This window comes from Bradyrhizobium sp. UNPF46 (assembly GCF_006658625.1).
Taxonomy (GTDB): domain Bacteria; phylum Pseudomonadota; class Alphaproteobacteria; order Rhizobiales; family Xanthobacteraceae; genus Bradyrhizobium; species Bradyrhizobium nitroreducens.
The window spans coordinates 19,411-31,699 of record NZ_LFJB01000025.1; the positions used below are offsets into that span (position 1 = coordinate 19,411).

Annotated in this window: 11 protein-coding genes and 1 pseudogene; 4 read left to right on the forward strand and 8 right to left on the reverse strand. The window is 62.5% G+C overall.

The genetic code is table 11. From position 1 onward, the window contains the following. Positions 1-125: 125 nt before the first annotated feature. Positions 126-1,196: a glycosyltransferase family 4 protein gene (locus UNPF46_RS11275; RefSeq protein WP_142250054.1), complete on the forward strand. Its 1,071-nt coding sequence runs from the start codon at positions 126-128 to the stop codon at positions 1,194-1,196. A gap of 192 nt (positions 1,197-1,388) precedes the next feature. On the opposite strand, the gene UNPF46_RS11280 is transcribed toward UNPF46_RS11275, so the two are convergent. From UNPF46_RS11280 to UNPF46_RS11300, 6 genes and pseudogenes are all read right to left on the reverse strand, one after another. Beyond that, positions 1,389-3,317 (reverse strand): alkyl/aryl-sulfatase, encoded by a 1,929-nt coding sequence (locus tag UNPF46_RS11280; protein ID WP_142250055.1) that lies wholly within the window; start codon positions 3,315-3,317, stop codon positions 1,389-1,391. A 126-nt stretch (positions 3,318-3,443) separates the two neighbouring features. Further along, positions 3,444-4,607, reverse strand: coding sequence for a GGDEF domain-containing protein (locus tag UNPF46_RS11285; protein WP_142250056.1), 1,164 nt, complete (start codon positions 4,605-4,607; stop codon positions 3,444-3,446). Positions 4,608-4,728: 121 nt separating this feature from the next. Further along, on the reverse strand, positions 4,729-6,009 hold the full coding sequence (locus UNPF46_RS38615) for a TRAP transporter large permease (protein ID WP_246668636.1): 1,281 nt from the start codon (positions 6,007-6,009) through the stop codon (positions 4,729-4,731). A gap of 216 nt (positions 6,010-6,225) precedes the next feature. Further along, positions 6,226-6,963 (reverse strand): annotated as a pseudogene (locus tag UNPF46_RS38620) (TRAP transporter small permease); the annotation flags it as partial. Further along, positions 6,861-7,862: a DctP family TRAP transporter solute-binding subunit gene (locus UNPF46_RS11295; RefSeq protein WP_100175828.1), complete on the reverse strand. Its 1,002-nt coding sequence runs from the start codon at positions 7,860-7,862 to the stop codon at positions 6,861-6,863. The gene UNPF46_RS11295 and the pseudogene UNPF46_RS38620, both read right to left, overlap by 103 nt. Positions 7,863-8,062: 200 nt before the next feature. Then, the gene (locus UNPF46_RS11300; RefSeq protein WP_142250058.1) at positions 8,063-8,833 is read right to left on the reverse strand and encodes a methyltransferase domain-containing protein; all 771 of its coding nucleotides are present in this window, start codon (positions 8,831-8,833) and stop codon (positions 8,063-8,065) included. A gap of 144 nt (positions 8,834-8,977) precedes the next feature. On the opposite strand from UNPF46_RS11300, the gene UNPF46_RS11305 reads away from it, so the two are divergent. After that, positions 8,978-9,721 carry an SDR family NAD(P)-dependent oxidoreductase gene (locus tag UNPF46_RS11305; RefSeq protein ID WP_142250062.1) on the forward strand — a complete coding sequence of 248 codons (744 nt, stop codon included), beginning with the start codon at positions 8,978-8,980 and terminating at the stop codon, positions 9,719-9,721. 137 nt (positions 9,722-9,858) lie between these two features. On the opposite strand, the gene UNPF46_RS11310 is transcribed toward UNPF46_RS11305, so the two are convergent. Beyond that, a complete protein-coding gene (locus UNPF46_RS11310) occupies positions 9,859-10,794 on the reverse strand; it encodes an Abi-alpha family protein (protein ID WP_142250059.1) in 936 nt (311 codons plus the stop codon). A 173-nt stretch (positions 10,795-10,967) separates the two neighbouring features. Between UNPF46_RS11310 and UNPF46_RS11315 the strand changes: the two genes are divergently transcribed. Together UNPF46_RS11315 and UNPF46_RS11320 are read left to right on the forward strand one after the other, a co-directional pair. Further along, positions 10,968-11,300 (forward strand): Rossmann-fold NAD(P)-binding domain-containing protein, encoded by a 333-nt coding sequence (locus UNPF46_RS11315; protein WP_246668635.1) that lies wholly within the window; start codon positions 10,968-10,970, stop codon positions 11,298-11,300. Positions 11,301-11,385: 85 nt separating this feature from the next. After that, positions 11,386-11,586 carry a hypothetical protein gene (locus tag UNPF46_RS11320; RefSeq protein WP_142250060.1) on the forward strand — a complete coding sequence of 67 codons (201 nt, stop codon included), beginning with the start codon at positions 11,386-11,388 and terminating at the stop codon, positions 11,584-11,586. 308 nt (positions 11,587-11,894) lie between these two features. Here the strand turns inward: UNPF46_RS11320 and UNPF46_RS11325 are convergent, their stop codons facing one another. Continuing rightward, entirely contained in the window at positions 11,895-12,248 is a 354-nt protein-coding gene (locus tag UNPF46_RS11325) for a UBP-type zinc finger domain-containing protein (protein ID WP_142250061.1), read from the reverse strand. Between the last annotated feature and the right edge of the window lie 41 nt (positions 12,249-12,289).

Consider the following 12,289-nt stretch of genomic DNA (forward strand, 5'->3'; position numbering starts at 1 on the left):
AGTGTGTCGAAGAAGTAACGTCTGGGGGAAGGAACTTCGCAGATGCGAGAACGTTCCCAGTCTGGCGTGCCGGTGCCAAGACACGGCGGGGGCTTTGACTCCATGATCGCAGAGGAGATGGTGAGATGCGCATCGCGCAGGTAGCTCCGTTGACGGAGGCTGTTCCACCCAAGCTGTATGGCGGCACCGAGCGGGTGGTGCATTGGTTGACGGAAGAGCTGGTGGCCCTTGGACACGACGTGACGCTGTTCGCCAGCGGCGATTCGCAGACATCGGCCAAGCTGGATGCCCTGTGGCCGAGAGCGCTACGCCTCGACGGTTCCGTGCGCGATCCCAATGCGCTGCACATGGTGCTGCTCGAGCGCGTGCGGCAGAAATGTGACGACGAGGAATTCGACTTCCTCCACTTCCATCTCGACTATTATCCCTGGTCGCTGTTCCATCGGCAGCCGACGCCGTTCTTGACCACGCTGCACGGCCGGCTCGATCTGCCAGAGCATCAGCCGGTCTTCAACACCTTCTCCAAGATGCCCGTCATCTCGATCTCCAATGCGCAGCGCCGTCCGGTGCCGCAGGCGAACTGGGTGAAGACGATTTACCACGGCTTGCCGGAGAACCTGCTGACGCCGAAGCCGGCAAAACAGGAATATCTCGCCGTACTCGGCCGCATCGCGCCCGAGAAGGGCGTCGACCGCGCCATCAAGATCGCGTCCCATTGCGGCATCCCGCTGAAGATCGCGGCCAAGGTCGATCGCGCCGACAAGGACTACTACGACGAGCTGATCCGTCCCATGATCGAGAACAATCCGCTGGTGGAGTTCATCGGCGAGATCAGCGATCACGAGAAGTCGGATTTCCTCAGCGGTGCGCTCGGGCTTCTGCTGCCGATCGACTGGCCGGAGCCGTTCGGCCTGGTGATGATCGAGGCCATGGCCTGCGGAACGCCCGTCGTCGCCTTCAACCGCGGCTCGGTGCCTGAGATCGTCGACGAAGGCCTGACCGGGTTCGTGGTCGAGGACGTGCTCAGCGCAGCCGGCGTCGTCGGCCGCCTCGCGCAGCTCGACCGCGCCGCCATCCGCAAGCAGTTCGAGACGCGCTTCACCGCACGGCGCATGGCGCTCGACTATCTCGCAGCCTACCGCAGCCTCGCCGAGGAAAAGGCCCCGCGGATCAAACTGGTGAGCAGCGCGGAGTAAGGGCGGCCGCGACCGCAACTGTCGTCCCGGACAAGCGCGCCTTGAGCGCGCGCCGATCCGGGACCCATACTCCGCAGCATTGGTTTTTGCGAAGGCTCGGAGTTACCAGCTTCCTGTGGCTATGGCTCCCCGCGTTCGCGGGGACGACAGCGGAGTGTGACGCGCCCTCAGCGCGTCAACACGGGCTTCCCCCTACCTCACCACCGCCCGCTTCGGCTCAACGATCTCGAACATCCTCGGGAATTCGTCCATCAGGCCCATCAGCTCGGCAAGCTTCATCGGGTTGCCCGACAGCTTGACCTTGCCGGCGGCGACGGCTTCCGGGAAGCTCGTCAGCTTCGCGATGACCTCATCGAGCGTGGCACGCGCCAGCGTGAAGCTGGCGTCGGCGCCCTCCGCCTGCACGCCCTCGGTATAAGTGAGCGCGCAGTTCTCGAGGTTGAGCACGAAGGTCTCCCCGGTGTCGGAAAAGCGCCAGTTCAAGACGATATGCTTGCCTTCCGCCTTGGGGCCGTTGAGGCGAATGCCCAGCACGTCCCAGAGCTGGGAGGTGCGCAGCGCCGCCAGCGTCTCGCGCGGCATCGGCGGCCGGGCCGGCACCTTCGGCATTCCCTGGCGCAATTCCTGCGCGCCGAACAGATAGGCGTTGCGCCAGGTCGCGCTTTCGGCGGCGTAGCCGAGCTGCTCCAGCGTGTCGGCGAGCAGAGCGCGCGCCGCCGCATGATCAGGCTCGGCGAAGACCAGATGACTGAGCGCCTGCGCGACGAAGCGAAACTCCCCCTTGTCGAAATCCGCTCGTGCGCGCACAAGGATGGCATCGGCGCCGCCCATGTACTCGACGTATTTCCTTCCCGACTCCACCGGCGGCAGCGGATCGAGATTGACCGGGTTGGCGTCGTACCAGCCGAGATATTTCTGGTAGATCGCCTTCACATTGTGCCGGATGTGGCCGTAATAGCCGCGGCCGTGCCAGGCGCCCTCCAGGCTGTTCGGCAGCCGGATCGTCTCGGCGATCTCGGCCGCGGTGAGGCCGTGGTTCATCAGGCGGATGGTCTGGTCGTGCGCGAATTTGTAGAGGTCGCGCTGCTGGCGGATCATCGTGCCGATGCGCTCGCGTCCCCACACCGGCCAGTGGTGCTGACCGCACATCGCCTCCGCCTTGCCGTCCCACAGCTGCAGCGCCTCGCCCAGATATTTCGACCAGGCCAGCGCATCGCGCACGTCGGCGCCGCGGAACGGCAGCAGATTGTGGAAATTGTGGGTGCAGTTCTCGGCGAGGTTCAGGAGCTTGTAGCGCGGGATGAAGAAGTGCATCTCCGCCGGCGCTTCGCTGTTCGGCGCCATCTGGAATTCGAATTCGACGCCGTCGATGACGCGCCTGTCGCCGGTCGCCATGATCAGATCGGTCGGGCGCAGCAGCGCCACCGATCCTGCCGCCATCGACTTGCCGAGCCCGCAATCGACCTGCCCGCGCGCGCCCTTGGCGAGCAGCGGCCCGAACTGATATTGCGCCCGGCGCAGCATGGCCGGTCCCGCGATGATGTTCTCGGAGACGGCATGCTCCATGAACAGGTTCGGTGCGATGATGGGCACGCGGCCTGTCGCCAGCGCATCCTCCTCCAGCACGCCGCGCACGCCGCCCCAATGGTCGGTGTGGGTGTGCGTGAAGATGACGGCCGCAACCGGCTTCAGGCCGCGGTGCTTGAAGTAGAGATCGAGTGCGGCCCGCGCCCCCTCGATCGAGGTCAGGGTGTCGACGACGATGACGCCGTTGTCACTCTCGATCAGCGTCATGTTGGCGATGTCGAGCCCGCGCACCTGGTAGACGCCGGGCACGACCTCGAACAGGCCGTGCTGCATGTTCAGCCGCGACTGCCGCCACAGGCTCGGATTGACCGTCGGCGGCGCCTTCTCGGGGGACAGGAAGCCGTAAGGCTCGAGACTCCAGACCGTCCGCCCCTGCGGGTTGGTAATCGTCGCGTTCTCGATCGTGCCGAGGAAGCCGCGCGCGGCGTCGTCGAAATCCCGCGTGTCGGAAAACGGCAGCGCGTTCAGCATCGCCTCATGCTGCGCGATGACGGACGCGCTCGCGTCCTTCGGCTCGTTGCTGGCGTCGGTCATTTTTCTCCCTCCCGGCCGGTTGCGCGGCATCTAACCGCATCTCGCGGTCGATTGCCATCACTGGCGGAGGTGAAAGGACAATGGCCTTTTCTTCCCCATTCCCTTTATGGGAGAAGGTGGCGCCGTCTATGCCGCTTGCGCGGTCAATCCTTCGGTCACCGCCGTTGCAACACCCGCCTCCGCCACCCGCAATTCCCGCGCCAGCACATAGCCGCCGCGATGTTGCTTGGCCCGGTACAGCGCCTTGTCGGAGCGCGACAGCAGCGCTTCCGCGGTGCGCCCGTCGTCCGGCGCGACGGCAACGCCGACGCTGACGCCAAGCTCGATCACCTGTCCGTCGACGTCGTACGGCGCGCTGATCGACTGCACGATGCGCTGCGCCATCGCCTCCGCATCAGCCGCCGCGCTCTGGACCAGGACGAATTCATCGCCCCCCATGCGGATCAACAGGTCGTCTTGCGTGACGAGCGCCTTGAGCCGCCCGGCGACCTGCTTCAGCAGCGCATCGCCCGCGGGATGGCCGAACCTGTCATTGGCTTCCTTGAAGCGGTCGAGATCGAGCGTATGGACCGCAACCATCCCGGCTGACAGCATCAGGGGCAGATCCGCCGCCAGCACCGAGCGGTTGGATACGCCGGTCATCGAATCCGAGCGCGCGAGCTGCTCGAATTTCCGCTTCAGCGTGATCTGGCTGATCGAGGCGTTGAAGCTCAACCGCACCATCTCGAAACTCGCGACCACGTACATCAGAATGAGGAGCCCGAGGCCGACGTGGCGCAGATCCGGCTGCATGAACGTGACGATCGCGGTGGGCCCGGCGATCGCGACCAGATCGAGCAGCGCCGCGACGGGACGCAGCGCCAGCCGCGCCACCACGCCGGCACCGAAGCCGAATCCGATCCCGATCGCCATCACGGAGCAGAGCGCATCGCCCAGCACGATGCTGCGCGCGGCGAACACGCCAAGCACCAACGCCGTCGCGACGGTGCCGGCAATATAACGCCGCTCCCAGGTCGCGGCCTCGACCCGACCGAGTTGCGGTGAACGCGTGAGACGACGACGGAAAGCAAGAATCTCGAGCAGACGGACGATTGCCACCACGACACCGGCGACCGTCAGGATCGCCGTCACCATGTCTCCGGTCTCGTAGGTCGTGATCGCGCCGACCATTGCGAGGCAGGAGGCCGCGAGAATGTTCGGCATCGTGGTGCCGTGAAGGCCCCCGATGACTTCCAGATAGACGGCATCGGAAATCGACGCCCGTCCGGATTCCATTCTGTCGAAGAACATGCCAGCTCCCATCTGCTGGCATGGTCCTACCTCATATCCGTAAAAAGGGGTGCGTCGCACCACGCCAGCATTTTAGCGCGCGGGTTAACCGCGCGTTAGCCATGCGTGATCTTCGCCCACATTACATCCCGAGCAGCCTCGGCAGCCACAACGACAGGCCCGGCCAGTAGGTCACCACCACCAGGAATCCCAGCATCGTCAGCAGCCACGGCCACACCGCGACCGTGAGCTCGGTGATGCCCATCTTGGCGATGCCCGAGGCCACGTAGAGATTGAGGCCGACAGGCGGATGGCACAGGCCGACCTCCATGTTGACCGTCATCAGGATGCCGAAGTGAATGGGGTCGATGCCGAGCTTGACCGCGACCGGAAACAGGATCGGGGCCATGATCAGGATGATCGAGGACGGCTCCATCACGTTGCCCGCCACCAGCAGCAGGAGGTTGACGAGCAGCAGGAAGCCGATCCACCCCAGGCCCTGGTCGATCATCCATTGCGCCAGCGCCTGCGGCACGTTCTCGTAGGTCATCAGGAACGAGAACAGCACGGCGTTGGTGATGATGTAGAGCAGCATCGCCGACAGGTTCGCCGACGACAGCAGCACCCTCGGCACGTCCCGCAGCTTGAGGTCCTTGTAGATGAACACCGCGACGATGAAGGCGTAGACGGCGCTGACGGCGGCCGCCTCGGTCGGCGTGAACAGGCCGCTATAGATGCCGCCGATCACGATCACGATCAGCAGGATGCCCCAGATCGACTTGCGGAACGCATCGACGCGCTGCATGAACGTCGCCTTCGGCATCCGCGGATAGTCGTTGCGCCAGGCGCGATAGAAGGTCGTGGCTCCAAGCAGGAACGCGAGCACGAGTCCCGGTATGATGCCGGCGATGAACAGCTTGCCCACCGAACTGTTGGTCGAGACGGCGTAGAGAACCATCGGGATCGACGGCGGAATCAGAATTCCGAGCGAGCCCGACGTCGTGATCACACCGGCGCCGAACCGCTTCGGGAAGCCTTGCGCGACCATCGCCGGCAGGATCACCGAGCCGATCGCCACCACGGTCGCCGGCGAGGAGCCCGAAATCGCGGCGAACAGCGCGCAGGCGACCACCCCGGACAGCGCCAGACCGCCGTACCAATGGCCGACCAGCGAGGTTGCGAAGGTGATCATCCGCCGCGCCACCCCGCCATGGGTCAGGAAATTGCCGGCGAGGATGAAGAACGGGATCGCCATGATCTCGAAATTCTCGATCCCGGTGAACAGCTTCAGCGCCACCGATTCCGTTCGCACGTCGGTCAGCGTGAACATGAAGCTGAGCACGGTGAGACCAAGCGCGATCGAGATCGGCATGCCCGTCAGCATCAAGGACAGCAGCAGCGCGAACACGATGACGACGCGCAGGCCCTGAGGCAGCGTGATGACGTGAGCCGAATGAGCGAAGCACAGGGCGACGATCAGCACCGGCAGCAACATCAGGATCCAGCCGAGCGGGCTGCGCTCGTCCCGGACCACCTGGGTGGGCGTCACCGGCGCCGGATGCACCGGGTCCACCTCGACGCCTTCGACGCCGGCCATGTCGTGATGCGGCAGCTCGCCGGTGCGATAGAACGACCAGGCGACCTGCAGGAAGCGGAAGCACATCAGGCCGGAGCCGAGCGGGATGGTGAGATACACCATCCACATCGGTGCTTCCAGATCGTTGGACTGCTGGCCGGTCTGCCACATCTGGCCGACGAACGCGGCGCCGAAATAGGCGACGATGGCGGTGAAGAGCGCGCCGCACAGAAGACCGAAGGTGATGACGCGCCGGCGCGATCCGCCGGGAAGGATGTTGACCAGCACGTCGACGCCGACATGGATGCCGGTCCGCACGCCGTAGGCGGCGCCGAACTTGGCCATCCAGATGAACATGTAGATGCAGAGTTCCTGCGCCCAGGACAGGTCCAGCGCAGCGAGCCAGACGAACGCGGCTCGCATGGGGACCGCAAGGAAGGTCAGGTTGCGGGCTTCCGCCCATTTGGCGATGTCGATCGACAGCCCGGCCCCGTAACGGTGCAGCACGGCGACGAAAATGAGCGACGTCGCGGCCGCGATCATCGTCGCGATCAGCCATTCCTCGAGATGATCGAGAAAACGATTCAGCACACGCAGCAACTTGGTCCCCCCAGCATTGGCTCGTCCCTTCAAGAGCGAAACGGCCGGGAGTGCGATCACCCCCGACCGTTGCTGTTGTTCTTGTTGGGCCGCGGCCGTCAGTTCATCTTGACGTCGAGTTCCTTGGCGACGAGATCGAGCACCTCCTGCCCGACCCGGCCCTTCGCCCATTTGTAAGTCGGCTGCATCGCCTCCTGCCATGCCTTGCGATCGGCATCGGTGAGGTAATGAAGCGTGGTCTTGCCCGTCTTCTTGATCTCGGCCAGCGCGTCCTCGTTCTCCTGGCGCGCGATCGAGTTGGTGTAGTCGGTCGCCTCGGCCATCGCTTTGTCGAGCTGGGTGCGGATATCAGGCGGCAGACCCGACCAGAACTTCGAGTTGACGATGACGGCATATTGCAGGTGCGCGTGATAGGATACGGTGATGTCCTTCTGCACCTCGTAGAACTTCTGCGTCAGGTAGTTGGACGCAGTGTTCTCGCAGCCGTCGACCACGCCGGTCTGCAGAGCCTGGTAGACTTCGGAGAACGCCATGATCTGCGGGATCGAGCCCATGATGCGGAGATATTGGTCGGCGATCTTCGACCCGGAGATGCGGAACTTGAGACCCTGGAAATCGGTCGGCTTCAGCAAGGGGCGGTTGGCCGAGAGCATGTGGAAGCCATTGTCCCAATAGGCGAGCCCGATGATGCCCTTGGCCTCCAGTTTCTGGAACAGCCACTTGCCGACCGTGCCCTTCATCGCGTTGGCATAGGTCTGGTCGTCCTTGAACAGCCAGGGCAGGTCGAGCGCTTCGAACTCCTTGACGCCGAGCGGCGCGAACTTCGCGGTGGAGGGCGCGAGCATCTGCACAGAGCCGAGCTGCAGCGCCTCGATCTCCTCCTTGTCCTTGTAGAGCGTGGAGTTCGGGTACACTTCGACCTTGACCTTGCCGTCGGTGTATTTCTCCGCAAGCTCCTTGAACTTCAGCGCGCCTTTGCCTTTCGGGGTGTCGTTGGCGACGACGTGGCTGAACTTGATGACGATCGGCGTCTGGGCCTGCGCAACGGCAGGAGCGAGAATCAGCGCGGCCGCCGCGACCGCAAGAAGCAGTTTGCGCATGAAGACCTCCCCAACAACCCCAGACAAACCGGGTGCTTTTTTGTTTTCCGGTTTGAGTAGTGGCAGCAATCCGCAAGCCGAACAACTAGACCTAAGCCCAATTTGCCGCAGCCAAGCTATCTTGACGAGCGCAGTTAATGCAACCTCGCTCCCGCGCTCGTCCCAGGGAACGAGCGCTTATGTCGCATTGCGGCAGCGCATCAATCCTTGCGCTGGGCGACCATGAACAGACGGCGGAACGGGAACAGGGTCTGCCCTGCCGCATTCTTGGGATAGGCCTTCGCCACACGCGCGCCATAGGCGGCTTCGAACGCGCTTCTCTCGTCGCCCTCGAGCACGTCGAGATAGCGCGTCAGCCAGGTCCCCTTGGTCCATTCCTTGACCGGGTTCTCGCCTTCGAGAACTTGCAGATATTCGGTCTCCCAGATGTCGATATTGGCCGACATCGGCGCGAGAAGATCATGGTAGTAGGCCGGCCCCTCGACCGGCGGCGGCGTGACGAGGTGCTCGACCTTGGAGCGCCACGGACCATCGAGCGCGGTCTCGCCGATCAGCACGTGCGAAGGCGCCAGGAAGTTGCGCGGCATCTGTACCGCAAGCATGCCGCTAGGCTTCACCTTCTCCATCACCGAGGGAAACAGTGCCGCATGATTGGGCAACCAGTGCAGTGCGGCATTGGAATAGATCAGGTCGTATTGCCTGGCGGGGCGCCAATGTCCGAGATCTTCATGCGACCATTCCACGTCGGGCGCGGCCTTGCGGCCGGCGGCGACCATCTCGGCCGAACCCTCGACGCCGGTTACGCTCGCCTCCGGCCAACGCTCCTTGATCAGCTTGGTGACGTTGCCGGCCCCTGCCCCGAGATCGGCAATCTCGCGCGGGCCAAAATCCGGAATCCGCATCAGGAGGTCGACGGCGGGCCGGAGCCGGTGGCCGGAGAACTTCAGATATTGCTGCGGATCCCAGACCATCGATTCTGCCCTTTTCTTTTTCGTGTTTCCTTCACCGTGGCTCTTCGTTACCACTGCTCGTCCCGCTCAGGCAATTCGCAAGGCCGGCGGGACGGGCAGGAAACGAACAGAAACAGGCAAAAGCAAACAAGAGAGCGTGTGACCATGGATCTCGGGCTCAAATCCAAAACCGCTGTCGTGACGGGCGCAAGCATCGGTATCGGCCGCGCCATCGCCAAGGGCCTGGCCGCCGAAGGCGTGCGCGTCGTCGGCGTGGCGCGGCGCACCGACCTGCTCGCAGAGCTGGTGAAGGAGGTCGGCGGTGGACTGATCATTCCGCTCGAGCAGGACGTGATGGCCAAGGACGCCGCGGAGAAGATCGCCGCTTTCGCGGTGAAGGAGCTCGGCCATGCCGACATCCTCGTCAACAATGCCGGCGGCAGCCGCCCCCTGCCCGTCGATGCGCCCGACAGCAAATGGGACGAGGCGATCGCACTGAACTTCACCAGCTACCGCCGCATCGCGCATGCGCTGCTGCCGCAGATGATCGCGCGCAAATGGGGCCGCATCGTCAACATCACCGGCAAGTCGGAGCCCGAGGGCCTCAACGCCGCCTTCGCCGCCAAGGCAGCGGTGCACGCCTGGGCCAAGGGCCTGTCGCGCGAGATCGGCGTGCACGGCATCACCATCAACTGTATCCCGCCCGGCCGCATCATGAGCGAGCAGATCCGCCGCAACTACCCGCCGGATTATCGCGAACGGTTTGCCGAGGAGGAGATTCCGGTCGGCTATTGGGGCGAACCGGAGGATCTCGCCGCGCTTGCGGTGTTCCTCGCGTCGCCGGTGGCGCGGTACATCACGGGGACGGTGATCCCGGTGGATGGAGGGCTGCGGAGGTATCAGTTTTAGGAGGGCTGATTTTGATCAGGCCGCGAAAACCTGCCGCGTTCGCTCTGATTCTGCACCGAACAGAGCCGGCCTGCCCTCACGAGCCGGCTGAGGGCCACAAAACAATATGCACGCTTGTGCGGGTGAGATACCCCCGCCTAACTCACGATTCCGCAAGCCTTGGCAAATTCTCGACCCAAAGCAGTTACGTAGTAGCACATCACCTTGACTCTCCACCTGTCGGCGACGACGAAGTAACCGGTGTCCACATACTTGAGCAGCCGAATGGCATCTAGGATAGCAAAGTCAGTTTCAAATGCGTCTTGGTATGGACTTTCTTTGATATGTCCGTGGCGATGTTCGTCATCGTCACTCATTTCTTTCGTACCATCCTCCAACTCCACGTGCTCCACCGCAAGCCCGACTTGGTGAAGGTCCCGCTGGATCATGGCCCACATCTCATCGATGTGCGTCGGGTTGGGTGAGAGACGGGAATGGGCGTCTTGTACCCAGTTCTGAATGAAGTCGATTAGGAACTCGGTTTGCAGATCAAATAGCGTGTCTTCCAAGTAAGATGCCTCATCCGTACCTACGGTTTCGCTGAACAACCTTGCTTGCCTCGCTGACATCTGTGAAATCAGATTTGCAAAATGAATGTAATGCGGATCGTACTCGGTCGCAGCAGATGCAAGGAGGCTCGACCAGAGTTCAATTAGCTCGTTGCCTGGTTCCTCCAAAGAGGCTTTCTCAAGAAACGGAACAAGGAATTTGTTCGGAACAGCCTGAGGGACAAAGTTGCTAGACGCAATTTTCTCTCGAGCGCGCTTTGCAATTTCGTATAGCGATTCTTCTTGTTGAAGACGAAGCAGATCTCGCTTGTGAGCAAGCTGATCGCCTTTCAACCCAGCCCATTGGGTTATCGGGGAGATGAGTGTAAGCCATGCTCCTGCCTTGGCCCTCGTTACATCGGGTGGGACCACCTCCGTGATGTTCTTTCTGACTTCATATTTTGCTATGGCTGCTACCTGAGCGGTGGCCTTCACTCTCGCAGAGACTTCCGCTGATGCTTTTCTCTTGGAAAGCTTGCGTGCCATGACGACCTCCGGTTGAGTTCATCTCAAACGAAGACGCAGATTTTTGCAAGCCATGACTTTAAGGACTCCGCTCGCCACATCGCGCTGAGGTGCTCAAAACCTTAGCCAAGGACGGATGGAACGCAGCGAAACCCATCGACAGGGTCCAACGTGAAGCGCGATGGGTTTCGCAAGTGCTCTACCCATCCGACGGGCTGTCGCGCGAGATCGGCGAGCACGGCATCACCATCAACTGCATCCCACCCGGCCGCATCATGAGCGAACAGATCCGCCGCAACTACCCGCCGGAGGACCGCGAGCGGTTTGCGGAGGAAGAGATTCTGGTCGGCTATTGGGGCGAGCCGAAATATCTGGCCGCGCTCGCGGTGTTTCTTGGCCTCGCCGGTAGCGCGCTACATCACGGAGACGGTGATCCCGGTGGATGGGGAGGGGCTGCGGAGATATCAGTTTTAGCGCGGGGGCTGAAGCTGATCAGGCAGCGAAAGTACGTCCCTAGCGGTAGTTAACACGGCCTTGACGGCACGACCAAGGGTTGATGTTCTCTTCGATCGCTACGGGCAATCTCGCCCAGCGCTATTGAAGAGAATATTTATGGCATACGCATTCAAGCGGGCAGAAAGCCAAGACTTCACGATTGTCGAGATGAATGACGGCGACAAGATCGTCGGCACGATCAGGGTAAAGCCGAGCGGTGTGCTTTGGGCACCAAAGGGCAGCCACAAATTCTATAAACTGTCGATCCAACAATTCGCAAAGTTCGCTGAAGAGCACGGCACTAAGCAAAAGATGTGACTTCATGCAGAGGCCGTAATCGTAGAGCATTCACCGGCTCGAAGGAGCGCACGAACGAACGGGCGCCTAAAAGATGGGTGGCGCCGTAGGGTGGCCATGGCGTGCTCTTTGCGCGCCGTGCCCACCATTTTATCCTCGCTGCGAGTGGTGGGCACGCTTCGCTTTGCCCACCCTACATACTGGACGTTTCGCGATCCCCGCCACGATAGCCCGTAGGATGGGTAGAGCGCAGCGAAACCCATCGACGAACATCCAACTTGAAGGATGATGGGTTTCGCAGGTGCTCTACCCATCCTACAGCCTACCCCCTATTCATGCAGCAACGTTTGCCAGTCCGGAGGCACCGCGCCGGCCGGCCCGGGCACCGGCTGATCCGACGGATGGGATTGAGGGCCCTGAAGCTTCGGGCCGATGAAAGCCTCTCCCGTCCGATAGTCGTAAAACCATCGCTCGCCCGGCTCGAAGCTCGTGATAACAGGGTGACCTGTCACCGCGTTGTGTTTCGACGCATGCTGGTTGGGCGACGCATCACAGCAGCCGATGTGGCCGCATTCGGCACATCTGCGGAGATGAAACCACCACCCGCCTGCCGCTGAACAGTCCGCGCAACCCGTTCCGCTCGGTTTAGCTGCGAGGTTGATGCCATCGCTCTCAGACGTCATAGGTCAATCCACTGGAAGTACCGGCGGGCACCCCCCATACA

Coding starts and splice junctions, on each gene's coding strand:
- UNPF46_RS11325 (WP_142250061.1), bottom strand. CDS start 12,248: ATGACGTCTGAGAGCGATGGCATCAACCTCGCAGCTAAACCGAGCGGA.
- UNPF46_RS11285 (WP_142250056.1), bottom strand. CDS start 4,607: ATGTTCTTCGACAGAATGGAATCCGGACGGGCGTCGATTTCCGATGCC.
- UNPF46_RS11300 (WP_142250058.1), bottom strand. CDS start 8,833: ATGGTCTGGGATCCGCAGCAATATCTGAAGTTCTCCGGCCACCGGCTC.
- UNPF46_RS11305 (WP_142250062.1), top strand. CDS start 8,978: ATGGATCTCGGGCTCAAATCCAAAACCGCTGTCGTGACGGGCGCAAGC.
- UNPF46_RS11280 (WP_142250055.1), bottom strand. CDS start 3,317: ATGACCGACGCCAGCAACGAGCCGAAGGACGCGAGCGCGTCCGTCATC.
- UNPF46_RS11295 (WP_100175828.1), bottom strand. CDS start 7,862: ATGCGCAAACTGCTTCTTGCGGTCGCGGCGGCCGCGCTGATTCTCGCT.
- UNPF46_RS11275 (WP_142250054.1), top strand. CDS start 126: ATGCGCATCGCGCAGGTAGCTCCGTTGACGGAGGCTGTTCCACCCAAG.
- UNPF46_RS11320 (WP_142250060.1), top strand. CDS start 11,386: ATGGCATACGCATTCAAGCGGGCAGAAAGCCAAGACTTCACGATTGTC.
- UNPF46_RS11310 (WP_142250059.1), bottom strand. CDS start 10,794: ATGGCACGCAAGCTTTCCAAGAGAAAAGCATCAGCGGAAGTCTCTGCG.